Source organism: Kribbella sp. NPDC004138 (assembly GCF_053603655.1).
In genome coordinates, this window is record NZ_JBSGFZ010000022.1 from 148,851 (window position 1) to 173,040 (window position 24,190).

Annotated in this window: 25 protein-coding genes; 19 read left to right on the forward strand and 6 right to left on the reverse strand. The window is 70.8% G+C overall.

Annotation, left to right across the window (positions count from 1 at the left end; all coding sequences use genetic code 11):
- Positions 1–6: 6 nt before the first annotated feature.
- The gene (gene pyrF, locus ACWEOO_RS29040; RefSeq protein ID WP_452145725.1) at positions 7–843 is read left to right on the forward strand and encodes an orotidine-5'-phosphate decarboxylase; all 837 of its coding nucleotides are present in this window, start codon (positions 7–9) and stop codon (positions 841–843) included.
- Positions 844–968: 125 nt separating this feature from the next.
- Here pyrF and ACWEOO_RS29045 read toward each other — a convergent pair whose 3' ends face one another.
- On the reverse strand, positions 969–1,832 hold the full coding sequence (locus ACWEOO_RS29045; RefSeq protein WP_452145726.1) for a LysR family transcriptional regulator: 864 nt from the start codon (positions 1,830–1,832) through the stop codon (positions 969–971).
- A gap of 70 nt (positions 1,833–1,902) precedes the next feature.
- Here ACWEOO_RS29045 and ACWEOO_RS29050 point away from each other — a divergent pair, with 70 nt between their 5' ends.
- From ACWEOO_RS29050 to ACWEOO_RS29100, 11 genes are all read left to right on the forward strand, one after another.
- Positions 1,903–2,892, forward strand: a complete 990-nt coding sequence (locus ACWEOO_RS29050; protein ID WP_363708976.1) for an EamA family transporter — start codon at positions 1,903–1,905, stop codon at positions 2,890–2,892.
- 9 nt (positions 2,893–2,901) lie between these two features.
- Positions 2,902–3,279 (forward strand): hypothetical protein, encoded by a 378-nt coding sequence (locus ACWEOO_RS29055; protein ID WP_359923602.1) that lies wholly within the window; start codon positions 2,902–2,904, stop codon positions 3,277–3,279.
- 116 nt (positions 3,280–3,395) lie between these two features.
- A complete protein-coding gene (locus ACWEOO_RS29060) occupies positions 3,396–3,770 on the forward strand; it encodes a hypothetical protein (RefSeq protein ID WP_363708974.1) in 375 nt (124 codons plus the stop codon).
- A gap of 117 nt (positions 3,771–3,887) precedes the next feature.
- Entirely contained in the window at positions 3,888–4,202 is a 315-nt protein-coding gene (mihF, locus tag ACWEOO_RS29065; RefSeq protein WP_132145957.1) for an integration host factor, actinobacterial type, read from the forward strand.
- A gap of 66 nt (positions 4,203–4,268) precedes the next feature.
- Positions 4,269–4,889 (forward strand): guanylate kinase, encoded by a 621-nt coding sequence (gmk, locus tag ACWEOO_RS29070; protein WP_359923608.1) that lies wholly within the window; start codon positions 4,269–4,271, stop codon positions 4,887–4,889.
- 2 nt (positions 4,890–4,891) lie between these two features.
- On the forward strand, positions 4,892–5,194 hold the full coding sequence (gene rpoZ / locus ACWEOO_RS29075) for a DNA-directed RNA polymerase subunit omega (RefSeq protein ID WP_355478349.1): 303 nt from the start codon (positions 4,892–4,894) through the stop codon (positions 5,192–5,194).
- 10 nt (positions 5,195–5,204) lie between these two features.
- Positions 5,205–6,434 (forward strand): bifunctional phosphopantothenoylcysteine decarboxylase/phosphopantothenate--cysteine ligase CoaBC, encoded by a 1,230-nt coding sequence (coaBC, locus tag ACWEOO_RS29080; protein ID WP_359923611.1) that lies wholly within the window; start codon positions 5,205–5,207, stop codon positions 6,432–6,434.
- 13 nt (positions 6,435–6,447) lie between these two features.
- Entirely contained in the window at positions 6,448–6,939 is a 492-nt protein-coding gene (locus tag ACWEOO_RS29085; protein ID WP_452145727.1) for a GNAT family N-acetyltransferase, read from the forward strand.
- A gap of 10 nt (positions 6,940–6,949) precedes the next feature.
- A complete protein-coding gene (locus ACWEOO_RS29090; RefSeq protein WP_452145728.1) occupies positions 6,950–8,062 on the forward strand; it encodes a winged helix DNA-binding domain-containing protein in 1,113 nt (370 codons plus the stop codon).
- A 189-nt stretch (positions 8,063–8,251) separates the two neighbouring features.
- On the forward strand, positions 8,252–9,445 hold the full coding sequence (metK, locus tag ACWEOO_RS29095) for a methionine adenosyltransferase (protein ID WP_359923616.1): 1,194 nt from the start codon (positions 8,252–8,254) through the stop codon (positions 9,443–9,445).
- Between the two features lie 62 nt (positions 9,446–9,507).
- The gene (locus ACWEOO_RS29100; protein ID WP_452145729.1) at positions 9,508–11,544 is read left to right on the forward strand and encodes a primosomal protein N'; all 2,037 of its coding nucleotides are present in this window, start codon (positions 9,508–9,510) and stop codon (positions 11,542–11,544) included.
- A 4-nt stretch (positions 11,545–11,548) separates the two neighbouring features.
- Here the strand turns inward: ACWEOO_RS29100 and ACWEOO_RS29105 are convergent, their stop codons facing one another.
- Positions 11,549–12,619: a phosphotransferase enzyme family protein gene (locus ACWEOO_RS29105; RefSeq protein ID WP_452145730.1), complete on the reverse strand. Its 1,071-nt coding sequence runs from the start codon at positions 12,617–12,619 to the stop codon at positions 11,549–11,551.
- Positions 12,620–12,809: 190 nt separating this feature from the next.
- Positions 12,810–13,799, reverse strand: a complete 990-nt coding sequence (locus tag ACWEOO_RS29110; protein WP_452145731.1) for an ArsR/SmtB family transcription factor — start codon at positions 13,797–13,799, stop codon at positions 12,810–12,812.
- 64 nt (positions 13,800–13,863) lie between these two features.
- Here ACWEOO_RS29110 and ACWEOO_RS29115 point away from each other — a divergent pair, with 64 nt between their 5' ends.
- The 3 genes from ACWEOO_RS29115 to ACWEOO_RS29125 are packed head-to-tail and all read left to right on the forward strand — an operon-like array spanning position 13,864 to position 16,256.
- Complete coding sequence (locus ACWEOO_RS29115; protein ID WP_452145732.1) at positions 13,864–15,078, forward strand: MDR family MFS transporter; 1,215 nt, start codon at positions 13,864–13,866, stop codon at positions 15,076–15,078.
- A 10-nt stretch (positions 15,079–15,088) separates the two neighbouring features.
- Positions 15,089–15,709, forward strand: coding sequence for an HAD family hydrolase (locus tag ACWEOO_RS29120; protein ID WP_452145733.1), 621 nt, complete (start codon positions 15,089–15,091; stop codon positions 15,707–15,709).
- Between the two features lie 13 nt (positions 15,710–15,722).
- Positions 15,723–16,256, forward strand: a complete 534-nt coding sequence (locus ACWEOO_RS29125; protein ID WP_452145741.1) for a DUF1707 SHOCT-like domain-containing protein — start codon at positions 15,723–15,725, stop codon at positions 16,254–16,256.
- On the opposite strand, the gene ACWEOO_RS29130 is transcribed toward ACWEOO_RS29125, so the two are convergent.
- Together ACWEOO_RS29130 and ACWEOO_RS29135 are read right to left on the reverse strand one after the other, a co-directional pair.
- Positions 16,253–17,389, reverse strand: a complete 1,137-nt coding sequence (locus tag ACWEOO_RS29130) for a hypothetical protein (RefSeq protein ID WP_452145734.1) — start codon at positions 17,387–17,389, stop codon at positions 16,253–16,255. The two genes, ACWEOO_RS29125 and ACWEOO_RS29130, sit on opposite strands and share 4 nt — an antisense overlap.
- A complete protein-coding gene (locus ACWEOO_RS29135) occupies positions 17,390–18,766 on the reverse strand; it encodes a C39 family peptidase (protein WP_452145735.1) in 1,377 nt (458 codons plus the stop codon).
- A 160-nt stretch (positions 18,767–18,926) separates the two neighbouring features.
- On the opposite strand from ACWEOO_RS29135, the gene def reads away from it, so the two are divergent.
- Genes def through ACWEOO_RS29155 form a run of 4 tightly spaced genes read left to right on the forward strand, consistent with a single transcriptional unit; the run spans position 18,927 to position 22,848 of the window.
- Positions 18,927–19,475, forward strand: coding sequence for a peptide deformylase (gene def / locus ACWEOO_RS29140; RefSeq protein WP_452145736.1), 549 nt, complete (start codon positions 18,927–18,929; stop codon positions 19,473–19,475).
- Positions 19,472–20,404, forward strand: coding sequence for a methionyl-tRNA formyltransferase (gene fmt / locus ACWEOO_RS29145; RefSeq protein WP_355691728.1), 933 nt, complete (start codon positions 19,472–19,474; stop codon positions 20,402–20,404). Before def ends, fmt begins: the two co-directional genes overlap by 4 nt.
- A complete protein-coding gene (locus tag ACWEOO_RS29150; RefSeq protein WP_452145737.1) occupies positions 20,401–21,807 on the forward strand; it encodes an RsmB/NOP family class I SAM-dependent RNA methyltransferase in 1,407 nt (468 codons plus the stop codon). The genes fmt and ACWEOO_RS29150 overlap by 4 nt, the downstream gene beginning before the upstream one ends.
- Before the next feature lie 48 nt (positions 21,808–21,855).
- Entirely contained in the window at positions 21,856–22,848 is a 993-nt protein-coding gene (locus ACWEOO_RS29155; RefSeq protein WP_452145738.1) for a DMT family transporter, read from the forward strand.
- 119 nt (positions 22,849–22,967) lie between these two features.
- Here the strand turns inward: ACWEOO_RS29155 and ACWEOO_RS29160 are convergent, their stop codons facing one another.
- Positions 22,968–23,924 carry a DMT family transporter gene (locus tag ACWEOO_RS29160; protein WP_452145739.1) on the reverse strand — a complete coding sequence of 319 codons (957 nt, stop codon included), beginning with the start codon at positions 23,922–23,924 and terminating at the stop codon, positions 22,968–22,970.
- Positions 23,925–24,190: the final 266 nt, after the last annotated feature.

Below are 24,190 nucleotides of genomic sequence, written 5' to 3' on the forward strand. Positions count from 1 at the left end.
AGCGACATGCCTAACAAGCCGTTCGGCGCCCGGCTGCGCGCCGCCATGGACGCCCGCGGCCCGCTGTGCGTCGGCATCGACCCGCACCAGCACCTCCTGGACGCCTGGGGCCTGCCCGACACCGCGGAAGGGCTCGCGTCCTTCACGTACGGCGTCGTCGACGCGCTCGCCGACCGGGTCGCGGTGTTCAAGCCGCAGTCGGCGTTCTTCGAGCGTTTCGGGTCGGCCGGGGTCGCCGTCCTCGAGCAGGCGACGATTCGGCTCCGCGAGGCCGGGGCACTGGTGATCATCGACGCCAAGCGCGGTGACATCGGTACGACGATGGCGGGCTACGCGGCGGCGTACCTGGCCGAGAAGGGCCCGCTGGCCTGTGACGCGCTGACGGTCAGCCCGTACCTCGGGTTCGGCTCGCTGCAGCCGGCGATCGACGAGGCGCGGGAGGCGGGGGCGGGATTGTTCGTGCTCGCCCTGACCTCGAACCCGGAGGGCCCGCAGTTCCAGTCCGCCCGGACCGCGGACGGGCCGACGGTCGCCGGTGCGGTGCTCGACGGGCTGCGCCAGCTGAACGCCGGCGTCGAGGGCCTGGGCTCCTTCGGCGCGGTTGTTGGGGCGACCATCAGCTCGACCGAGGAGAACCTGGACATCAACGGCCCGCTGCTCGCCCCCGGCCTCGGCGCCCAGGGCGGCACGGCCGAGGGCCTGGCGAAGGTGTTCGGTCCGGCGGTGCGCAACGTCGTACCGTCCAGCTCCCGCGAGATCCTCGGCGCCGGCCCCGGCGCCACCGCCCTCCAGGACGCCGCCGCCCGCACGAACGACGCCTACCGAACCGTCCTCGGCTACTGACGATCTGCAGCTCGACAGGAGGTACCCGGACCAGCAGCCAACGGCCACGCTCGTCCAGGCACACGACCGGCCCGAAAGCGCCGACACCTCCTGTCGAGCTGCAGAACGAACGTGAACGACCGCCGTCAGCTTCTCGGGCTGCTCGACTCGCGGTAGAGCGCGGTCAGCAGGTCGACGGCGGCCTGGGTCGCCGGGTGTGGGTCCTCGCGATGCCAGATCAGGTGGACGTCGACCGGCGGCGCGTCCCGCACCGGCCGGTAGACGACGCCGTCGCGGCGGTACTGCGTCGTGGTCGCCTGCGGCGTGAGCCCGGCGCGGCGCCCCGACGAGATCGCGGCGAGCCAGTCGTCCACGTCCTGGGTGAGCTCGATCTTCGGCCGCGCGTCGTCCGGCCACAGGTCGGCCGTGGTGCTTCCGGTCCGGCGGTCGATGACGATGGTGTGGTCCTGGAGCTGGTCGAGCGTCAGCGACCGCTTGCGCGCCAGCGGGTCGTCGGCGGGCAGGGCGCAGTACCGGGGTTCCCGGGTGAGCAGGACGTGCGCGAAGCGGCCGAGCTCGAGGTGGCTGCGGACCACCGCGAGATCGCACAGCCCCTCGGCGAGACCGCCGGTCGCGGTGTTGGTGCGGATCAGCTGCAGTTCGACGCCGGGGTGCTCGGCTGCCCAGCGGCGCTGGAACTCGCGGGTCCGGCTGCCGAACGCCGACCACGCATGACCGACCCGCAGCCGCGTATGGCCGCTCGTCGCCTCACTCACCAGCTCGTCGAGCTCGGCGAGGATGTGCCGCGCCCGGGCCAGCACCCGGACACCGGCCGCGGTCGGGGTCAGCGAACGGCTGGTCCGGTGCAGCAGGCGGACGCCGAGCTCACGCTCCAGGGCCAGCAGATTGCGCGACACCGCCGCCTGCGAGATCCCCAGCTCGATGGCGGCGTCGGTGAACGTGCCCGAGTCGACGATCTCGACCAGGCACCGCAGCTGCCGGATATCCATGACTCCAGCGTATAGATCGGCGGTCGCAGGCATTTTGCGATTGGCGGCGTTCACCGCAAGCTCGGTGATCGTGAGGCGCGAACGGTTGACCGGTGTGGTGATGATGCTCGGCAGCGGGCTGTCGACGCAGGTGGGTGCGTCGGTGGCGGCGCTGGCGTTCCCGGTGATCGGCCCTGCGGGCGTGGTGGCGATCCGGCAGTGGGTCGCGGCGATCGCGCTGCTCGCGGTCGGCCGCCCGCGGCTCCGGTCGATCACCCGCCGCCAATGGCGCCCGGTGGTCGGTCTGGCGATGGTCTTCGCGGTGATGAACCTGTCGCTGTACACCGCCATCGACCGGGTTGGACTGGGCCTCGCAGTCACGCTCGAGTTCCTCGGACCGCTCGCCGTTGCGTTGCTGGGCTCTCGGCGCATGGTGGATCTGGTGTGCGCGCTGGTCGCCGCCCCCGCAGTCGTCCTGCTGACCCGCCCGCAAGCGACGACGGACTACCTCGGCGTCGGCCTGGGCTTGCTCGCGGCAACGTGTTGGGCGTTCTACATCCTGCTCAACCGCAAAGTCGGCCGGGAGTTGCCGGGCGCAACAGGTTCGGCCGCGGCGGCCGCGCTGTCGGGTCTCGCGTACGTCCCGGTCGGCGTGGTCGTCCTGCTGCATCACCCGCCGACGCCGGCCGCGGTGTCGTACGCGCTGGTGGCCGGTCTGCTCTCTTCGGCCGTGCCGTTCCTCGTCGACCTGCTGACGCTCCGACGCGTGCCGGCCCAGTTCTTCGGCGTCTTCATGAGCGTGAACCCGGTGCTCGCGGCCCTGGTGGGGCTGGTGGTTCTGGGGCAGCGGCTCGCGATCCTCGACTGGGCGGCGATCCTGGTGATCGTGTCGGCGAACGCGGTCGCGATCACCGTCGCCAGACCTGAAGTCCACTCGAAGGACGGCGACGCGCCACATCACAACCCGGTTCCAGTCGCCGGGTGCGACGTTCTTCACGGCGTGCCGGAGCTCGCGTTGACCCCGGCGTTCGGAAAGGTGTCGGCGGACGGGGAGCCACGGACTTCCCGCGCGACACAGTGAAGGAACACGATGCGGAAGCTGGCAGCCCTCGCGGCCGTTGTGACGATGAGTGTTGGCGCCCTGACGGCCTGCTCGGGTGGCGACTACTGCGCGGACCTGAAGGGGTACGTCGACTCGTCGAAGGACCTGGACATCAAGGACTCCGACGCCGTCGGCAAGATGCTGGACCAGGCGAAGAAGGTGTCGAAGTCGGCGCCGAAGGACCTGCAGGACGACTGGAAGACCGTCATCGACTACGCCGAGAAGGCGCAGGACGCCAAGGGCGACACGAACAAGCTCGTGGAGCTGGCGAAGGCCGACGGCGACAAGATCAAGCCCGCCATGGACGCGATCACCAAGCAGGCGAAGGACACCTGCAAGATCGACCTGCCGGGCGCCGGCAACTGACGCGGTCCTGACCCGAGGCCGACGTGACCTGGTGGGACGGCTCTGCCCGTTCCGTCCCACCAGCCCGGAACGTATTCGTTTCGGATGATTTGGTCACTCCCGGTAGCGTAAGCCTGATGAAGCGTTCTCTCGCCATCCTCGCGACCGTGGCCGCCGGTGCCGGTGTGCTGACCGCCTGCACCGACGAGCAGGCGTACTGCGTCGATCTCGCCAAGTACGCCGCCAAGGCGGTCGACGTCGATCCGCAGAAGCCGGTCGACTACGTGAAGATCCTGGACGATGCGAAGAAGCTCCAGGAGTCCGCGCCGCAGGACGTGAAGGACGACTGGGGCGTCGTCGTCACGTTCGCCGAGAAGGCGCAGAAGGCCGGCACGGACGCGGCCAAGCTGGCCGAGCTCAGCAAGCAGACCGGCGGCGTCATGACGGCGTACAAGAACATCTCCAGCCAGGCGAAGGACAGCTGCAAGGTCGACCTCCCGGCACTGAACTGATCAACTGATCGTTCTAATTCGCGCGTTGTCCGGCGACTCTGTTCCACCACGGCCAGACCGCGGGCTGAACCCGTGTTAGGTTCCCTTGCGAAGCCATACAACGGGACAGGTGAAACGGTGCCACTTCCTTCTTTGACCCCGGAGCAGCGTGCGGCGGCTCTGGACAAGGCCGCGGCGGCGCGGCGTGAACGAGCCGAGATCAAGAACCGGATCCGGCACTCGGGAGCGTCTCCGACGGAGGTGCTCCACGAGGGGCAGACGAACGACGTGATCGGCAAGATGCGGGTCAGCCAGCTGCTGCAGTGCATCCCCGGCGTCGGCAAGGTCCGCGCCCAGCAGATCATGGAGCGCGCCGGGATCTCGGAGACGCGGCGGGTGCGCGGCCTCGGATCGAACCAGATCGCCGCGCTCGAGCGCGAATTCGCCGAGTGATTGCCGAGTGATTTCAGGGTGAGCCAGACCAAAACCTCGACCGGCTCGTTGGACACTGGTGTGACGATGACCACGCACGCGGGACACAGTTCGAACGAGCCGGCGGCGGCTCCCGACCCGGCACGGCTGACCGTGCTGGCCGGACCGACCGCGGTCGGGAAGGGCACCGTCGCGGCCGACATCCGCGAACGGTTCCCGGACATCTGGATCTCGGTCTCCGCGACCACCCGCAAGCCCCGGCCGGGCGAGGTGCACGGCGTGCACTACCTGTTCGTGTCGGACGCCGAGTTCGACCGGATGATCGCCGACGGCGAGCTGCTGGAGTGGGCCGTGGTGCACAAGGCCGCCCGCTACGGCACCCCGAAGCAGCCGGTGCTCGACAAGCTCGCGGCCGGCCGCCCGGCCCTGCTGGAGATCGACCTGCAGGGTGCGCGCCAGGTCCGCGAGACGATGCCGGAGGCGCAGTTCGTGTTCCTCGCGCCGCCGACCTGGGACGAGCTGGTCCGCCGGCTGCTGTTCCGCGGCACCGAGACGCCGGAGGAGCGGGAGCGCCGGCTGGAGACCGCGACCGTCGAGCTGGCCGCCGAGAAGGAGTTCGACGTGACGATCGTCAACGCCTCGGTTCGGGAGGCCGCCGATCAGTTGGTAAAGTTGATTCGATCACCCTCCATCTCTGGAAAGAGCTGAACTTGTCTGGCAACCAGCCCGTCGCCATCGGCATCACCTCCCCGCCGATCGACGACCTGCTCACCCACACCGACTCCAAGTACAAGCTCGTGCTGTACTCGGCCAAGCGGGCGCGGCAGATCAACGCCTACTACTCGCAGCTCGGCGAGGGCCTGCTGGAGTACGTCGGGCCGCTGGTCGAGACGCACGTCCAGGAGAAGCCGCTGTCGATCGCGATGCGCGAGATCAACGACGGTGTGCTGACCTGCACCGACATCGACCCCGAGGCCGAGGCGGAAGCCGCCGCCGCGGAGAAGTCCGAGTAACTCACCCCGTATGAAGCCCAACGTGGTGCTCGGAGTCGGCGGCGGCATCGCGGCGTACAAGGTCTGCGACCTGCTCCGGAGGCTGACCGAGTCCGGGCACAGCGTGCGCGTGGTGCCGACCGCGGCCGCGCTGGAGTTCGTCGGCGAGGCGACCTGGGCGGCGCTGTCCGGGCAGCCGGTGACCGCCGATCCGTTCGACGACGTGCAGGAGGTTCCGCACGTCCGGATCGGCAAGGCCGCCGAGCTCGTGGTGGTGGCGCCCGCGACCGCGAACCTGATCGCCAAGGCCGCCCACGGGCTGGCCGACGACCTGCTCACGAACACGCTGCTCACCGCGCGCTGCCCGATCCTGTTCGCGGCCGCGATGCACACCGAGATGTGGGAGCACCCGGCCACCCAGGCGAACGTCGCGACCCTGCGTTCGCGCGGGATCACGGTCCTCGACCCGGCGGTCGGGCGGCTGACCGGCGCCGACACCGGCCGCGGCCGGCTGCCGGAGCCGTCGGAGATCTTCGCGATCAGCCAGTTGATGCTCGCCGACGAGGCCGCCCGCGCGGCGGGCCAGTCGGTGGCCGACCTGACCGGCAAGCAGGTGCTGATCAGCGCCGGCGGGACCCGTGAACACCTCGACCCGGTCCGGTATCTCGGCAATTCCTCGTCCGGCAAGCAGGGCTACGCGCTGGCCCGGATCGCCGCCGCCCGCGGCGCCAAGGTCACCCTGGTCGCGGCGAACTCCGAGCTGCCCGACCCGGCCGGCGTCCAGGTCGTCCCGGTCACCAGCACCCGCGACCTGTACGACGAGATCACCGGGCGCGCCGGGGACGCGGACGCGATCGTGATGGCCGCCGCCCCGGCCGACTTCCGCCCGGCCGACGTCGCCGAGCACAAGATCAAGAAGACCGCCGACGGCTCGGTGCCCGCGGTCAGCCTGGTGCAGAACCCGGACATCCTGCAGACGATCTCGCACGACCGGGCCCGCACCGGTCAGGTGATCGTCGGGTTCGCCGCGGAGACCGGCGACGCGGACCACTCGGTCCTCGAGCTCGGCCGCGCCAAGCTCGAACGCAAGGGCTGCGACCTCCTGGTCGTCAACGACGTCTCCGGCGGCAAAGTCTTCGGCAGCGACGTCAACGAGGCCGTCATCCTCGACCGCGCCGGCAACGCCCTCCCAGTCCCCTCCGGCAGCAAGGACGCCCTCGCCGGCGTCATCTGGAACCTCGTCGCCACCCACTGGCAGTAATTCCGTGCCGCAGGTGAGACCGGCGGTCGAGGCCGACAGGCCGGCAATCCTCGGACTGGCCGGCGAGGTCGAGCACTGGTTCGGCCCGATGGTCGCCGAACCAGGCTTCCTCCGCGCACTCGATAGTCACATCGCCGACGAGCGTGCGCTCGTGGCGACTGACGAGGGTCAGCCGGCAGGAGCGGTGTTGTTCGGCGGCTCGTCGCCGCGGTACGCCGTGCACTGGCTGGTGATCTCCGAGCGGGCCCGGGGCCTCGGCGTCGGCCGGCGGCTGATGGCCGCAGCGATCGAGCGGCTCACGGCGGGCCAAGGGCTCGCCGAGGGCGAGCTCGTCGACGTGGTGACCTTCGGCGCTGACCATCCGGGAGCGGTGGCCGGCGGAGCGCGCGTGTTCTACGAACGCCTCGGCTTCGTGCCTGCCGAGCCTGCGCCGGACGGGCCGGAGGGCGGCTCGCGGCAGGTCTTCCGCTATAAGAGGACAGAAGCTGTCCGCTTCCCGTTCTAGCGTGGTGGCCATGGTGATCTCCTGGGAAGCCGTCGTCGCGCGGCGGATGCGGCGGCATGGGTTGACGGTGTCGGTCGGTACGGCGGTGGAGGCTGTGCGGGCGATGTGTGGGGCGCATGCGCAGATCGCGGCGGCGGGGGAGACTTCCGTGGCTTTGCGGGTGGACGGGGCGGACCGGGTGTCGGTGCAGCGGGACGAAGGGCTGGTGAAGACGTTCGGGCCGCGGGGGACGGTGCATCTGTTGCCGCTGGAGGACCTGGCGATGTGGACCGGGGCGCTGGGTGCGCTGCCGGCGAACGGTTCGCAGCCGGAGCCGATCCGGATGACGCCGGACGAGATCGATCAGGTGGTCGTCGCCATCGGCGCGGCCCTGGCGCACGACGACCTGACCGTCGACGAGCTGACCGAGGAGGTCGTCCGGCGGACCGGTGAGTGGGCCCGCGAGCCGACGATCCCGGCGTTCCAGGGCGCCTGGGCCCGCTGGCGGCAGGCGGTGTACGTGGCAGCGCACGCCGGCGTCCTCTGCCACGGGCCGATGCGCGGCCGCCTGGTGACGTACGCGAACCCGCATCGCCTCCGGCCGTTCGAGCCGATGCCCGCCGAGCAGGCCCTGACCGAGCTCCTGCGGCGGTACCTCTACTCCTACGGCCCCGCGACCCCGCAGCAGTTCGCCCGTTGGCTCAGCGTCGCTCCGACGCGAGTCAAGCCGTACTTCGAGGGCCTTCCGCAGGTCGAGCTCGACGGTCAGGCCGCCTGGGTGGCTCCCGGTGACGACGAGTTCCCCGACGACCGCGCCGAGGGCGTCCGGCTGCTGCCGTACTTCGACGCGTACGGCGTCGGCAGCTTCCCGCGCGAACTGCTCTTCCCGGGCAAGGCGTTCGCCCGCGCGACCGCCCGCGGCCAGGCCGGCAACTACCCGCTGCTGCTCGTCGACGGCATCGTGGCCGGCGTCTGGCACCAGAAGAAGTCCGGCCGCAGGGTGCAGGTCACCGTCGAGGCGCTCGCCCCGCTGAACCGGCGCCGCCGCGCCCTGCTGGACGCGGAGGTGGACCGCGTGGCTGCGATCCTTGGTGGTACGGCGTCGCTCACACTGGGCGACGTGACGGTCGGCGCGCACGCCTGAAACGGCGTCGATCGTCCAGAATATGATCACGGATCTCGTATCCTGGATGAATTCGGAGCGTCACCGGGACGCGGGTGGAAACTGCTGGCATACTTCCCAAGATGCATCGCCAACCGCCGGTGCATGGGGGGATCGCGCGGTCGTGCCAACGCGCAACCGGGCGGCACAAGAGGAATCCGAGGGAGAACTGTGGCGAGGCGCCTTTTCACGTCCGAGTCCGTGACCGAAGGTCACCCGGACAAGATCGCTGACCAGATCAGCGACTCCATTCTCGACGCGTTGCTGGCCGAGGACCCGAAGAGCCGGGTCGCGGTCGAGACCCTGATCACCACGGGTCTGGTCGTCGTCGCGGGAGAGGTCACCACGACGGCGTACGTCGACATCCCGGGGATCGTGCGTTCGCGCATCCTGGAGATCGGCTACGACTCGTCCCTGAAGGGTTTCGACGGCGCGTCCTGTGGGGTGCAGGTCGCCATCGGGAGCCAGTCCCCGGACATCGCGCAGGGTGTCGACACGGCGTACGAGACGCGCTCGGACGCGTCCCAGGACGCCCTGGACCTGCAGGGCGCGGGTGATCAGGGTCTGATGTTCGGCTACGCGTCGAACGAGACGCCGGAGCTGATGCCGCTGCCGATCACCATCGCGCACCGCTTGTCCGAGCGGCTCGCCGAGGTCCGCAAGAACGGCACCCTGGCGTACCTGCGGCCGGACGGCAAGACCCAGGTCACGGTCGAGTACGACGGTGACAAGGCGGTCCGGATCGACACCGTGGTGGTGTCCAGCCAGCACGCGGCGGACATCAACCTGGAGTCGATGCTGACGCCGGACATCAAGAAGCACGTCGTCGACCCGGTGCTCGAGCAGTTCGACATCGACGCGAGCGACTACAAGCTGCTGGTGAACCCGACCGGCCGGTTCGAGATCGGCGGCCCGATGGGCGACGCCGGGCTGACCGGGCGGAAGATCATCATCGACACCTACGGCGGGATGGCGCGGCACGGCGGCGGCGCGTTCTCCGGCAAGGACCCGTCCAAGGTGGACCGCTCGGCAGCGTACGCGATGCGCTGGGTGGCGAAGAACATCGTCGCGGCCGGTCTCGCGGACCGGGTCGAGTGCCAGGTCGCGTACGCGATCGGCAAGGCCGCGCCGGTCGGCTTCTACGTCGACACGTTCGGCACCGAGAAGGTCCCGGTCGAGAAGATCGCCGACGCGGTCCGCGAGGTCTTCGACCTGCGGCCGGCCGCGATCATCCGCGACCTCGAGCTGCTCCGGCCGGTGTACGCCCAGACCGCGCGGAACGGCCACTTCGGCCGCACCGGCGAGGGCTTCACCTGGGAGCGCACCGACCGCGTCGAGGCCCTGAAGGCCGCGGTCGGCAAGTAGTTGTCCACAGCGGGTCGGCAGTGCACAACCGCACTGTCGGCCCGCTGCTCTAGCATTCCTCAGTGACATCGAACGTGGCCTCGGACGGAGATTCGCCGGAGCAGCTGACGCTGCTGCGCGACACCGTCCGCAAGTCACGCACCAAGGAACCGGCCGAGATCACCACGTCGTTGCCGGTGGCCCGGATCGCGGTCGACGTCTCGCTCCCGCACCTGGACCGGCCGTTCGACTATTTGGTGCCCGACGACATGGCCGCGGCGGCGCAGCCCGGCGCCCGGGTCAAGGTGCGGTTCGCGGGCAAGGACCTCGACGGGTTCGTCCTGGAGCGGCTCGACGAGTCCGACCACGACGGCAAGCTGGTCCGGCTGCGGAAGGTCGTGTCACCCGAGCAGGTGCTGACACCGGAGATCGCGGACCTGTGCCGGGCGGTCGCCGACCGGTACGCCGGGGTGCTCGCGGACGTCACCCGGCTGGCGGTCCCGCCGCGGCACGCGAAGGTCGAGGGGGAGCCGCTGCGCTGCGATCAGCCGGCGCGCCCGCCGGTGTCGACGTCCCGCTCCGAGTGGTCGCTGTACCCGCCGGGGTTCCTCGATGCGATCGAGCGTTCGGAGTCGCCGCGGGCGGTGTGGACCGCCGTACCGGGGGCCGACTGGGCGCTGGCGTTCGCGCAGGCCGCCGCGGTGTGTGCGGCGTCGGGGCGGGGTGCGCTGCTGCTCGCGCCGGACGCGCGGGACCTCGAGCGGCTCGCTGCCGCGTGCGCCGAGGTGCTGGGGGAGTCCGGCTTCGTCACGCTGTCCGCGGACCTGGGGCCGACGGCTCGCTATCGCGCGTTCCTGTCCGCGCTGCACGGCTGTGCGCGGGTGGTGATCGGGACCCGGGCGGCGGCGTTCGCGCCGGTCGCGGATCTCGGGCTGGTGGCGATGTGGGACGACGGCGACGAGTCGTACGCCGAGCCGCGCGCGCCGTACCCGCACGCCCGGGAGGTGCTGCTGCTGCGGGCGTTCCGGCAGCAGTGTGCGGCGTTGCTCGGCGGGTTCGCGCGCTCCGCCGAGGCGGCGGCGCTGATCGAGTCCGGGTTCGCGCACGAGCTGATCGCGGACCGGAAGACGATTCGGGCCGCCGCGCCGTCGGTGCACATCGCGGGGGAGTCGGACATCGACCTGGCGCGCGACCCCGCGGCGCGTGCTGCCCGGTTGCCGCACCGCGCGTTCGAGATCGCCCGTGAAGGGCTGCGGACCGGGCCGGTGCTGGTGCAGGTGCCGCGTGCGGGGTATCTGCCGAGTCTGGTGTGCCAGACGTGCCGGGCGCCGTCGCGGTGCTCCACGTGCGGCGGCACGTTGCGTCGTACCGGCGGATCCGGACCGGCCAGCTGCAGTGTGTGCGGCCGGCCGGCCGTCGATCACCGGTGCCCGGAGTGCGGCGACACCCGGATGCGTGCGGCGGTGATCGGCGCCCGCCGTACGGCGGAGGAGCTGGGCCGCGCGTTCCCCGGTGTCGTCGTGCGGACGTCGGGCGGGGACAACATGCTCGACGTCGTACCGGACGCGCCGGCCCTGGTCGTCACCACGCCGGGAGCCGAACCGGTCGCCGAGGGCGGATACAGCGCGGCGCTGCTCCTCGACACCTGGCTGATGCTCGCCCGCCCCGACCTGCGCGCCCCTGAAGAGGCTGTCCGTCGCTGGTTCAACGCGGCCGCCCTGGTGCGCGCGGGCAGCCCCGTCATCCTGGTCGGCGACCCGTCGGCCTTGCCGCTGCAGGCGATCGTCCGCTGGAGCCCCGAGGGGTACGCCGCCCGCGAGATCGAGGAACGCCGTACGGCGCGCCTGGCCCCCGCCGCCAAACTCGCCGAGCTCACCGGCCCGTCGGAGTCGGTGAACGACCTCGTCACCCGCCTCCGCGACCTGATCCCGCCGTCCTCCGGCCTCGAGGTCCTCGGCCCCGTGGACGTCGACGACGAGACGGTCCGTGCCGTGGTCCGCACCCCGCGAGCCCACGGCACGGCTCTCGTCCGCGCGTTGAAGGAAGCCCAGTCGACCCGAGCCACGAAGAAGAGCCCGGGCGCGGTCAGAGTCCAGGTCGACCCGCCCGGCTTCGGCTGACGCCCTACCTGCGGAACGCGGCTCTGGTCGCGGCCGCGGTGGAGGCGATGTACTCCGGTGGCTCGATGAACCACCACTCGTCGAACGGCACGCCGTTGGTGAGGTCGCGGTGGTAGCCGAAGCACACCAGGTAGAGCGGCCTGATGTACATCACGCCCTCGAGCCGGTCGAGTTCCTCGTCGGTCAGCTCGACATGCTTGCGGTAGGCGCTGACGACCGCTTCGACGTGCCCTTCGTTGGTGCGTCGGGGAGCCCAGTCCCCGGTGCCCCACAACAGGAACGCGAGGTCGGCGATCCGCGCCCCGCGGCCGGACGCCTTCCAGTTGATGGCCACCGGCCCGTCCGGGCCGATCACGGCGTGGTCGGGAGCATGCAGGAGGTTGCCGTGCAGCAGGCCCTCGGGCAGGCCGTCGCCGTCGTCCGCCGTGCGCACCTGCTCGAGGAGCTGCTCGAAGCGCTCCCGATCGGCCGCCCCGACCTTCGTGTCCACCGCATCGAGAAAGGCCAAGCCCGCCAGGAGATCCTGCCGCGGCGTGCCCGTCCGGCGCGGGTCCTCACCGCTCGCCCCGCCGGGCCGGCTGACCGATTCGTCGAACGGCAGCGCGTGCAGCCGTCCGAGCAGGTCGCCCATGATCGCGAATCCCTCGCCCGGCGGAAGCGGGGTGTGGTCGATGAACTCGGTGACGAGCACCGAGCTGCCGTCGAAGTCGGACACCGCATCGTCGACGGCGAGACGTTCCGCGGGATAGTCGTGCTGCTCGAGAAAGCGCAGGACCGCGGCATCGCCCTCGACGTGGGCCCGCGGCCGCGCCGGCGGGAACGCCCGCGCGATCCACGGGGCGCCGTCGTTGCGGTCGATGCGGAAGACGTACGTCTTGTGCACGCTGAGCTTGGTCGCCGAGACCGCGTCGATCCCGTACCGCTTCCGCAGGTGGGCGAGCAGCCGGTCCGCGTCCGGCTCGTGGTAGATGCGGTCGTCGAGACCCTCGAGATCGGTCAGTGCCTCGGTGTAGCGCTGCCCGGTCTCCTGGGCGTGTCGCCGTACAACCTTCTTGAAATTGCCGTCCTTCGTCATGACAAGCCTCTCCGTCGACACCTTCGTCCCCCAGTGACGTGGTGTTGAGAGATGGCCTGCTGGCATCGACGACCGAGAGGGCTGACTCCCCTTCGCGAATGGAACCCCGACTGGGGCGGATGTCCCACAGCTCGGCGACCGGTCGGCGCCGTCAGCCAATCTCGCGGATCGCCGCGGCGCTTGTCAAGGATCAGGCGGTCGTGGCGAGGGTCGTGGAGGCGGCGAGGAGTTGATGGCCGAGCGCGGTGCGGTGGTAGAGCACGGCCCGGCCGTCGCGGCGGGACGTCACGACGCCGGCGTTGCGAAGGATGCTCAGATGAACGCTGAGCGTGGGGGCGGAGACGCCCAGCTGGTTGGCCAGATGGGTGGTCGACATCGGCAGGTCGAGGTGGCTGACGATCGCGGCCCGGGTGCGGCCGACCAGGTCGGCGAGCGGCGAGTCGGTGGTCTCCTGGCGGTCCTCCCACAGCCGGCCGAGGCCGCGCGGCGGGTACGTGATGGTCGGGACGTGCGGCGCGCCGGTGACCGCCAGCCCGGCCGGCCAGGTGAACACGCACGGCACCAGCAGGACGCCCTGACCGGCCATCGGCTCGCCGTCGCAGCAGTACGGCCGGTCGATGTCGATCCGGTCGCCGCTGAACTTGATCGACGGGTGCAGGTTGCGGAACAGCCGCTCGATGCCGCCGGCGGCCAGCTCGTCCAGCCGGAACGCGAGGTCCTCCTGCAGCAGCGAGCGCATCCGCCGCCAGTCGGGCTCGATCGCGCGCCGCCAGTACGTCTCCAGCGCCGAGGTGATCAGGTCGAGCGCCGCGGCCGGACGGGCGATCAGGTCCGGCAGCATCGGATGCGGAGTGGCCCGGTACAACCGGGTCAGCTCGGCCGTCGCCAGCGCGTGCGGTGTCGCGGCGATCGTGGCGAGACCGGACTCCAGGCTCGTCGACCGGCGCGGCGGAGCCGGCGTGAGGAAGTCCGGGATGTAGCCGGCCGACGGGATGAGGGCCCTGAGCAACGTCAGGTCGTCGCCCTCGATGGTCGGCCGAACCTTCTGCAGCCACGGGCCGTGCACGCTCCGCGCCGTGTTGTTGCTCAACGCCCGCACGCTCGTGACGGCCTCCCAGACCGGCGACAGTGCGAACCGGATCCGCCCGATGTCGCCGGCGTTCAGCCTGATCGTGATCACCGGCCAAGATTAGCCGTGAGCCTAATCGTCGACAAGATCCGGGCCGTTCGCGGACAGTTGCCCCATGAGTGCAACAGCCGTCGGCAACCCCACGTCCACCGCGCTGCCGCGGGCCTTCTGGGCGTTGTGGGTGTGCCAGCTGGTCAACCGGCTCGGCAGCTTCGTGCAACCCTTCCTCGTCCTCTACCTGACCCAGGACCGGCACCTCTCCGCGGGCACGGCGGGCGCTGTCGCCGCTGCCGTCGGCCTGGGATCGGTCGCCGCGCAGCTCGTCGGCGGTTTCCTCACCGATCGCATCGGTCGCCGGCTGACGATGCTGATCTGCTTCTTCGGGACCGGCGCCGCGCTGGTCCTGCTCGGCTCGGCCCGGTCGATGGCGCTGATCTGGGCGACCGCGTTCCTGGTCGGCCTGCTCGGTGACCTGTTCCGCCCGGCGGTCCAGGCGACCGTCGCGGACCTGCTGCAGCCGACCGAGCGCGTCCGCGCCTACGGTCTGCTGTTCTGGGCCATCAACCTCGGCTTCTCGGTCTCGACGGTCGCCGCGGGCGTCCTGGCCTCCTTCGGGTACGGCTTGCTGTTCTGGGTGAACGCCGCCACGTCGGTGATCGCAGGGCTGGTGATCTGGACGATGGTGCCGGAGAGCCGCCCGGCGCCCGTGGCCGGGGCGGCGAGCCGGGCGCTGCTGCCGGTGGTCGCGCGCGACACGGTGTTCCTGCTGATGATCCTGATCCAGATCGGCTACGCGACGATCTACATGCAGGGCTACTCGACTCTTCCGCTCGCGATGGCGGGCGACGGGCTGTCGTCGCGTGTCTACGGCCTGGTGATCGGGCTGAACGGCGTGGTGATCGTGCTCGTCCAGCCCTTCCTCGGCCGGTGGATGGTCAAGCTCGACCGCCCGAAGCTGCTGGCCGCCTCGATGCTCGTCGTCGGACTCGGGTTCGGCGTGGGTGCGGTCGTGCACAGCTGGTGGGGTTACGCGCTGTCGGTCGTGGTGTGGACGCTGGGGGAGATCGGGTTCGCCGCGGTCATCGGCGCGGTGTTCGCCGACCTCGCCCCGATCGACCTGCGCGGCCGCTACATGGGTCTGTCCGGTATGGCGTTCGGCGTCGGGACGGTGATCGGCCCGCTCGCCGGGACGAACGCGCTCGAGCACCTCGGCCCGACCGTCACCTGGCTCGGCTGCGCGGTCCTCGGTGTCACGATCTTCCTCGGCCAGTACGCACTGGCTCCCGCTCTGCACGCCCGCGCCGCGTCGAACGCCGAGGTGGCCTCGTAGGGTTGCGGTTATGAGCGACCGGACGATCGACGTGGTGGTGTTCGACATCGGTGGGGTGCTGCTGGACTGGAGTCCGACGTACCTGTACGCCGACCTCATCCCGGACGAGGAGCAGCGCACGCACTTCCTGACCAAGGTGGCCACGCCGGCCTGGAACCACCAGCAGGACGAGGGTCGTCCGTGGGCGGAGGCGGTCGCCGAGCTGACCAGCCTGCACCCGGAGCACGCCGAGTGGATCGAGGCGTACGACACGGGGTGGCTGAAGATGGTCAGGGGCGTGTTCGAGGACACCGCCGCGGTGCTCGCGGAGCTGCAGGCCGCCGGCATCCCGACGTACGCGCTGACGAACTTCTCCGGTGAGAAGTGGGAGGTCGCGAAGGAGGCGTTCCCGATCCTCACCCACTTCGACGGCGAGGTCGTGTCGGGTGTCGAGCAGACCGTGAAGCCGGACGAGAAGATCTACCGGATCCTCATCGAGCGCTTCGGGCTGGACCCGGCGCGCACGTTCTACACCGACGACATGGCGTACAACGTCGACGGCGCGCGGGCGGTCGGGCTCGACGCCGAGGTCTTCACCGGCGCCGCCGACCTGCGAACCCAGCTGCGTGAGCGGGGTCTGCCACTACAGTGAGCCGGTGACGTCGATGCCGGAAGACCGCTCGCCCGCGATCGGGGACGTGGACCGCAACGCGGCGGTGGAACGCGTCCAGGCGGCGTACACGGGTGGATATCTCACCCACGACGAGATGGAGCAGCAGCTCCACCAAGTGCTGTCCGCCAGGACCCGCAAGGATCTCGAGATCGCCGTCGCCGCGCTGCCGGCCGAGCAGCCGGGCCGCTCGGCGACCATCGGCGCCTCCGCCGGCCGGATCGTCCGGCGCGGTGTGTGGCGGGTGCCGCGGCACCTCAAGGTCGAGTCCCTGCACGGGCGGGTGCGGCTGGACCTGTCGCAGGCGCAGTTCGAGCACGGGGACGTCGACATCGAGCTGAACGTGCTGCACGGCGGCGTCAAGATCACGCTGCCGCGGGACGCGGTCGTCGACTTCGACGCGGTCCGCACCGAGTGGAAGGACACCCGGTACAAGCCGGCGCGCAACTCCACCGGCGAAGGCCCGCGGATCCGGATCACGGGCGTGATGGGCTTCGGCCGGCTGAAGATCCGGCACGCGCGCCGCTAGAGCGCTGCCGAGATGGTCTCGGTGTACGTCGGGGAGCTCGCCAGGTACGCGGCCTCGACGTACACGGTGTTGTCCTGGCACGTCATCGGCGTGAGCGCGACGCCGGGCTTCGCGGCGTACAGCCGTTGCGGGGTGGCGAGACCGGGACGCCAGCGGTTGATCTGGTAGGTCTCCTCGCCGGCCGGGCTCACGGTCCTCGTCTCCCACAGGATCCAGTTGCCGCAGGCAAGAATCGTGTCGGTGACGACGGTGCCGAGCGGGCGGGCGGGGGAGTCGCCGGACTCCCGGACGTACGCCTTGCTCTGGTACTGGTCCGGGTCCGAGGCGCCGACCTCGGACCACACGGTCGCGCCACGCAGGGTCGCGCCGCTCCACTGGATGCAGTTGGTTGCTGCGGGCACCGGCTGTGCGGCGCCCGCGGACAGCGGAGCGGCGAGGAGGCGCTTGCACCGGCGGGCAGTCTCCGGCGCCACGATCTCGCTGAACGTCACGGTGTCGGCCGACACCACCGGATCGGCCACGTAGCCGGGCGCCGCGACGCAGGTGACGGTGCGCGACTTCAGCGTCGCCAGGTCGGCGACGATCAGGCAGGAGCGGTTCTTCGCGTCGGTGGAGCTGTACGCGAAGGTGCCGTCGTACGCGCCGATTTCCGGCTCGGACACAGGCGGCAGACCGGCCGGAACGGTGGCCTTGCCGGTCGTGAGGTCGTAGCGGACGACCTTGATCTGCGGGTCAGGCCCGTCGGAGCGGATGTCCTCGACCAGCGCCCACCGATCGTCGATGACGACAGGCGACTGCGCGACGAACCCGCTCGCCGGGACGTGCCGTACGACGACCTTCTTGCTCGTCCGGTCCGCGATGGTCGTCGTACCGGCCTCGTCACTGCCGCGCGTGACGACGTACTTGCGCTGCCGCGTCACGAGATGCTGTCCGTCGACCGGCTGCCGCAGAACATTCGCCCAGGCCGGCAACGCGGTGCCGGTGTCGGTCGGCTGGGTCGGGCGGGGCGTCGTCGGCGCCGCCGACTTGGTCGGTGTGCGGCTGGGGGACGGGCTGCTCTGCGGCGGTTCGGCGGAGCAGCCCGCGACGAGCAGCACCAGGAGGGTGCCTGCGGCAACGGCACGCCGACGCATTTACAGCCCGATGTTCTGGAAGGAGTTGGCCAGGGTGGCGTTGAACAGGGCACTGGCGGGGATGTTCTTCGGGCCGTCGGTGACGTTGCCGCGGCTGTTGAAGCGGCGCTCGTTGAACACCTCGAAGATCGCGATCGTGCCCTTCGCCTTGTCGTAGCCGCGGCCGACCTGGTAGTGGCCGCTGTGGTTGAAGGCCAGGTACGGGAAGTACCGCTTGAGGAGCTGCACGTGCTCAATCACCGGGGCCTTGTACACGCCGAGGTGCTTCTGGTGCACGGTGAAGAAGGTCTGCGCGTTCCAGTGCGAGACGTTCTGCACGATGTACGTGCCGGCCGACTTGGGCCACGCGGTCTTCAGGTTGGTCTGCTTCACCATCGCCGAGATCGCCGTACCGGACGTGGTCGAGCCGAGGTCCTTCGCCCACGACGCCTGGGTGTCCTTCTGGTTGTCGTCGGCCCAATCGATTGACTGGAACGTCGCCGGACCGCACCAGTACCCCTTCTCCTGCGAGGTCTGGAACCCCTTCATCAGGTACGCCGAGGCAGGTGCGGCGACCGGCGCCACCGGAGTCGTCGGCACCGCGGTCGGCGTCCCGCCGGTGGGAGCGGTCCGCGTCGGCGCGACGGTGGGAGTGCCGGTCGGCGTGACAGTCGGCGTCGTAGTCGGCGTGCTGGTCGGTGCCGTGGTTGCTTCGTCCGGCGGTGTCGTGGGGGCGGTCGGCTGTGCTGTAGCGCTCTGCGGTGTCTGCTCGGTTTGCGGTGTCTGCGGGTTGGGCGGCGGCGTCTCGGCTTCGGCGAGTTCACGCAGCTCGCGGGCCTTCGCGCGGCCGTTCCAGGCGGCTTCCATCTCGTCGAGTTCGGCGGTCACCCGCTGGGTCTTCGGCAGCGCGGCCCGCTCGGCCACGAACGCGGCCGGCGTCAGATCACCGGTCGAAATGTCCTGCTCGGCACTCACCTCGTCCGCGGCGCGAAGGCTCGGCTCGGCCATCAGCGCGTGCCGCTGCGGCCCGGTCGGCATCTCCTGCACGAACCCGAGCCCGAGGCAGTAGTTCTCGGCGTCGAGCTTGAAGCATCGGAGCATCGACGCGGCCTGCGCGGAGGTGTCGGCCGAGCGGAGCTGCACATCGCCCGGCGACGTCTCGCTGACCTGCTTCACCACCTCACTCCACGACCGCGCAGCAGGCTCACCGGAGCTCGACGTCGATGCAGTCGGCTCCGACGTCGGTTCTGCGGTCGGTTCCGGGGGCGGCGTCGTCGGACCGGTCGGTCCGGTGCGGAACTCCGGTTCGCGTGGCTGGTAGGCCTGGGCGGTGAGGGGTGCCTGGGCGAGCAGTGCACCCAGGAGGACCAGTGTTGCTCCCCGTGCTGCTGTGCGCATTGGGTCTCCCGAGCGGCGTGTGACGGCAGTGACTGAGGGTACGCCTGGGACCACAGTACGTGCTTGTGGCAACAAACGGGAGGGGCCTCCCACCGGGAACGGCTCCGGCGGGCCAACTAGACTTGCCCGGTCCCGGTTCGTGGAGCCCTGTGGAGAGTCTGTGTCGGTCCAACCCATCCGTCTGTTCGGCGACCCCGTTCTGATCACCAAGGCCGAGCCGGTCGTCGACTTCGACGCCGAGCTGCGCCGCCTGGTCGCCGACCTCACCGACACCATGCAGGACGCGCCCGGATCGGGGCTGGCCGCGCCGCAGATCGGCGTCGGCCTGCGGGTGTTCACGTACCACGTCGAAGGCGAGCTCGGGCATCTGATCAACCCGGAGCTGACGCTGTCGCTGGAGGCGCAGCTCGGCCCCGAAGGCTGTCTGTCGATCCCCGGTCTGACCTTCGACTGCAGCCGAGCCCAGTCGGTGATCGCGAAGGGCTTCAACATGTACGGCGACCCGGTGGTGATCGAAGGCTCCGACCTGCTGGCCCGCTGCATCCAGCACGAGACCGACCACCTGGACGGCGTCCTGTTCGTGGACCGCCTCGACCGCGAGACCCGCAAACAGGCGATGAAGGCCATCCGCGAGGCCGAGTGGTCGGGCCTGGGCGGCCCACCGCAGATCAAGGACTCCCCGCACCCCACGAACGGATTCGGCCTGTGAGAGTCGTCTTCGCCGGTACGCCGGAACCCGCTGTCACCGCCCTCGAGGCGATCGTCGCCAGCCGGCACGAACTGGTCGGTGTCGTTACCCGCCCGGACGCGCCGGCCGGCCGCGGCCGGAAGCTGGTCGCGTCGCCGGTCGCGCAGTACGCCGAGGAGCTGGGCGGCGTCGAGATCCTGAAGCCGGTGAAGCCGAGTGACCCCGAGTTCCTGGCCCGGCTGCGCGAGATCGCCCCGGACTGCTGCCCGGTCGTCGCGTACGGCGGTCTGCTGCCGCAGGCGGCGCTCGACATCCCGCGGCACGGCTGGATCAACCTGCACTTCTCGGTGCTGCCCGCGTGGCGCGGCGCCGCACCCGTGCAGCACTCGATCATCGCGGGCGACGACGTGGCCGGTGCGAGCACGTTCCGGATCGTGAAGGCGCTGGACGCCGGACCGGTGTACGGCGTACTCACCGAACCGATCGGCCCCGAGGACACCTCGGGCGATCTGCTGCACCGGCTGGCGGTGTCGGGGTCGAAGCTTCTCGTCGACACGCTCGACGGCATCGAGGCCGGCGTGCTGGAGGCCCGCGAGCAGCCCGCGGACGGCGTCACGCTGGCGCCGAAGATCACCGTCGAGGACGCGGAGCTGGACCTGACCGCGCCGGCGCAGCGGGTCGATCGGCTCGTGCGCGGCTGCAACCCGGCGCCGGGTGCGTGGACGATGTTCCGCGGCGAGCGGCTGAAGGTGCTCGCCGTACGGCCGACCGACGACGACCTGAAGCCCGGTGAGCTGCGGGCGACGAAGTCGAGTGTGCGCGTCGGCACGGGGAGCAAGGCGGTGGAGCTGGTGACGGTTCAGCCGCAGGGCAAGAAGCCGATGGCCGCGCCCGACTGGGCCCGCGGCGTCCGCCTCACCGACGAGGACCGGCTGGGACCTGCGGCGTGAGCGATCGGAACGCGCGGAACAGGGCGCCGCAGCGGCGGCCGGATCCGGTACGGCGGGTCGCATACCAGGTCATCCGGCAGGTCACCGGTCAGGGCGGGTACGCGAACCTCGCGCTCAACAAGGCGCTGCGGGAAGCACGACTCGGCGGGCGGGACGCGGCGTTCTGCACCGAGCTCGTGCACGGCACGCTGCGCTGGCAGGGCACGTACGACGCCTTTCTGACGCGGTGCGTTTCGCGGCCGCTCGCCGACCTCGACCCCGAGCTGCTGGACGTGCTCCGCCTCGGCGCCCATCAGCTGCTCAACATGCGGGTGGACTCGTACGCCGCGGTGGACGAGATGGTCACGTTGACTCGGTCCGAGCTCGGTCAGAAGCGCACCGGCCTGGTGAACGCCGTACTCCGCAAGATCAGTCAGCGCACGCTGGACCAGTGGATCTCGACGACCGCGCCACACCCGGACGATGATCTCCTCGGCTACCTCGCGATCGCCGAGGCGCATCCGCGATGGGTGATCGAGTCGTTCGACCGTGCACTCGCCGCGGGTCCGGGCGCCGCACCGGCGGGTGAGGCCGCGAACGAGCTGGAGCGGTTGCTGGTTGCCGACAACGAGCCCCCTCGGGTGACGCTGGTGGCTCGTCCTGGGCTTGCAGATGTGGATGAGTTGGTCGCCGCAGGCGCGACGCCGGCGCGGTGGTCGCCGTATGGGGCTGTGCTCGACGGGGGTGGGGATCCGGGGCGGATCGAGGCCGTCGCGACCGGGCGGGCCGGTGTGCAGGACGAAGGGTCGCAGCTGGTCGCGGTCGCGCTGGCCTCGGCGAAGGTCGACGGGGACGACGCGCATTGGCTGGACCTGTGCGCAGGCCCGGGCGGCAAGTCCGCGTTGCTGGCCGCGCTCGTCCAGGACGGTCAGCTGACTGCGGTCGAGCCGCTCAAACACCGTGCGGAACTCGTCCGCCAGAACCTGCGCGCGATCCCCGGCAACCACAAGGTGCTCGTCGGCGACGGCACGAAGCCCACCTGGCCGGCGGGTTCGTTCGACCGCGTGCTGGCGGACGTGCCGTGCAGTGGTCTCGGTGCGCTGCGCCGCCGCCCGGAAGCGCGCTGGCGCCGTACGCCGGAGGATGTCGAGGAGCTCCGCCCGCTGCAGGAGGCGCTGCTCGACTCGGCGATCACGTCCGTCCGGCCCAGCGGGGTGGTGGCGTACGTGACCTGCTCGCCGCATCCCGACGAGACCCGCGCGGTGGTCGACGCCGTCCTGGGCCGTCGCGGCGACGCGACCCTCGAGGACGCACGGCCGCTGTTCCCCGGCGTACCGCACCTGGGTGCCGGTCCGGATGTCCAGCTCTGGCCGCACCTGCACGGCACCGACGCGATGTATCTGGCGCTGATCCGCCGGTCATGATGCGGACCTGCTGTCAGGCGCTATTGGTCGAACGGTGATGATAGTGCGGTGACCACCACCGCCACCCGTCCCGCCCCTTCGACCCGGCGGCACCACGTCGTCGGCCTCGCCTCGGCGTTCGGGATCGGGATGCTGGTAGCGGTCCAGTCCCGTTTGAACGGTGAGCTCGGGGGCATCCTCGGCGACGGCATCCCCGCGGCGCTGATCTCGTTCGGCACCGGTCTGCTGATCCTGTTGGTCGCCACCGCCGTCGTACCGCCGGTGCGGCGCGGCCTGATCACGGTGTGGCGCACGATCCGGCGTCCGATGCGCGGGTACCTCGGCCTGCGCTGGTGGCAGTGCCTGGGCGGCATCGCGGGGGCGTTCCTCGTGGCGACGCAGTCGATCACCGTCTCCGTGATCGGTGTGGCGGTGTTCCTGGTGGCGGGCGTGGCCGGGCAGGCGATCAGCAGCCTCGTCGTCGACCGTCTCGGTTTCGGTCCGGCCGGCCCGCAGCCGCTGACCGCCGTCCGCCTAATCGGTGCGGTGATCGCGCTGGTGGCGGTCGGCCTCGCCGTGTCCGAGCAGCTGAGTCACCCCGACGGCCTGCTGCTGGCGATCCTGCCTGCGCTGGGCGGCGTCGGCACGGCTGTCCAGCAGGCCATCAACGGGCGGGTGGCGCGGACCGCGTCCTCCGACGCGTACGGCGCGGTCGCGGCCGGAGTGGTGAACTTCCTGGTCGGATTCGTCGCGCTGCTGCTCGTGTTCCTCGTCGATCTCTCGCTCCGCGGTGCGCCGCGGCACCTGCCGAGCGAGCCCTGGCTGTACTTTGGCGGCGCGTGCGGCGTGATCTTCATCAGCGCCGCGGCCGCCGTGGTCCGCGTGGTCGGCGTCTTCGTGCTCGGCCTCGGCACGATCGCCGGCCAGCTGATCGCCAGCCTGTTCATCGACATCTTCCTGCCGGTGGCCGACAAGCCCGTCACCACGCCGGTCGTCGCCGGCACCCTCCTCGCCCTGGTGGCCGTGGTGGTCGCCGCGATCCCCAACCTCCGCCGGATCTGACGAGCGCGGGGCGGACCTCCACCACCCACCAACTGCTGCCCGCCCCGGCGCCCGACGCTCAACCCTGGTCGGCTGCCACCCGCCGGGCGGGGTTACTGAGTGGCGCAGGTCCGCCCACCTCAGGTTGCCGCGGCCGCAACGACTGGTTTGCGGCGCAGGGTCAGCAGGCCCTGGGAGACGGCGACGCCGAGCAAGACGACGAGACCGCCGACGGGCTGGTACCAGGTCAGGTGCTCGTGCAGGACGAGGATGCCGACGACGATCGAGAAGATCGGCATCAGGTACGTGACCATCGACGAGCGGCTGGCGCCGATCAGGCGGATGTTGCGCATGTTGAGGACGAAGGCCAGTCCGCTGCCCAGCGCGCCGAGGGCGAGCACGCTCAGCACGGTCTCCGGCGACAGCGACCACGGCGCGGGCGGCGCCTGCCTGGTGACCAGCGGCGCGACGACGGCCAGCTGGACGCTTGCGCACAGCAACAAGCTGGTGGACAGTGCGGTGCCGGACAGCGTCGTACCGGCCAGGAACCGTTTCTGGTAAGGGATCGCGAGCCCGTACGACACCGCAGCGAGCATGCACAGCGCCTGACCGGCCAGGTTCGCGCCGCCCTGCACCCGCCAGGCGCCGAGGACGACGAGCATCCCGGCGAAGCCGATCAGCAGCCCGATCCCGCGCTGCGCCGAGAACTTCTCGGTCCGGAAGATCAGCACCGCGATCGGCAGCACGACCAGCGGGGTGATGCCGTTCCAGATCCCGGCGAGCAGCGACGGGATCCGCTCCTCGCCGTACCCGAACAGGGTCCACGGGATCGCCGAGCCGATCGCCCCGACCACGAAGGAGTGCGCCCACAGCCACGGGTCGCGCGGCAGCGGCTCGCGCTTGGCGATCAGGATCGTGAGCAGGACGATCGACCCCGCGATCACCCGGCCGAGCGCCAGGTAGAGCGGCGGCAGTTCGCGGACGCCGACCGAGATGAACAGGAAGCTGCAGCCCCAGATGGCCGCCAGCGCCAGCATGATCGGGAGCCAGGCCCGGACCGGGGCCGCCGTGCTGTCAGGAGTCGTTACCGTTCTCACTCCTGACATCCTGCACTACTCCCCGGACAGTTCGCGCATTTTTATCCGTATTCGGGCAGGCGGTAGCGCGCGCTGTCAGGACCGAGAGAGGATGACGCGCATGAATGCCTTCGACGTGGTCGCCGTCCGCAAGCAGTTCCCCGCGCTCGACGAGGGAGCCGCGCACTTCGACGGGCCCGGCGGGTCGCAGACGCCGCAGGCCGTGGCCGACGCGGTGGCGCACACCATGACCTCGGCACTGGCCAACCGCGGCCGGCTGACCGCCG

What these genes read in the sequence shown, in the direction of transcription:
- ACWEOO_RS29125 (WP_452145741.1), top strand. Translation starts at nt 15,723, where the DNA reads ATGCCGGAAGACCGCTCGCCCGCGATCGGGGACGTGGACCGCAACGCG.
- ACWEOO_RS29055 (WP_359923602.1), top strand. Translation starts at nt 2,902, where the DNA reads ATGCGGAAGCTGGCAGCCCTCGCGGCCGTTGTGACGATGAGTGTTGGC.
- ACWEOO_RS29060 (WP_363708974.1), top strand. Translation starts at nt 3,396, where the DNA reads ATGAAGCGTTCTCTCGCCATCCTCGCGACCGTGGCCGCCGGTGCCGGT.
- ACWEOO_RS29105 (WP_452145730.1), bottom strand. Translation starts at nt 12,619, where the DNA reads ATGACGAAGGACGGCAATTTCAAGAAGGTTGTACGGCGACACGCCCAG.
- gmk (WP_359923608.1), top strand. Translation starts at nt 4,269, where the DNA reads ATGACCACGCACGCGGGACACAGTTCGAACGAGCCGGCGGCGGCTCCC.
- pyrF (WP_452145725.1), top strand. Translation starts at nt 7, where the DNA reads ATGCCTAACAAGCCGTTCGGCGCCCGGCTGCGCGCCGCCATGGACGCC.
- ACWEOO_RS29130 (WP_452145734.1), bottom strand. Translation starts at nt 17,389, where the DNA reads ATGCGTCGGCGTGCCGTTGCCGCAGGCACCCTCCTGGTGCTGCTCGTC.
- ACWEOO_RS29120 (WP_452145733.1), top strand. Translation starts at nt 15,089, where the DNA reads ATGAGCGACCGGACGATCGACGTGGTGGTGTTCGACATCGGTGGGGTG.
- ACWEOO_RS29115 (WP_452145732.1), top strand. Translation starts at nt 13,864, where the DNA reads ATGAGTGCAACAGCCGTCGGCAACCCCACGTCCACCGCGCTGCCGCGG.
- coaBC (WP_359923611.1), top strand. Translation starts at nt 5,205, where the DNA reads ATGAAGCCCAACGTGGTGCTCGGAGTCGGCGGCGGCATCGCGGCGTAC.
- ACWEOO_RS29135 (WP_452145735.1), bottom strand. Translation starts at nt 18,766, where the DNA reads ATGCGCACAGCAGCACGGGGAGCAACACTGGTCCTCCTGGGTGCACTG.
- ACWEOO_RS29045 (WP_452145726.1), bottom strand. Translation starts at nt 1,832, where the DNA reads ATGGATATCCGGCAGCTGCGGTGCCTGGTCGAGATCGTCGACTCGGGC.
- ACWEOO_RS29090 (WP_452145728.1), top strand. Translation starts at nt 6,950, where the DNA reads ATGGTGATCTCCTGGGAAGCCGTCGTCGCGCGGCGGATGCGGCGGCAT.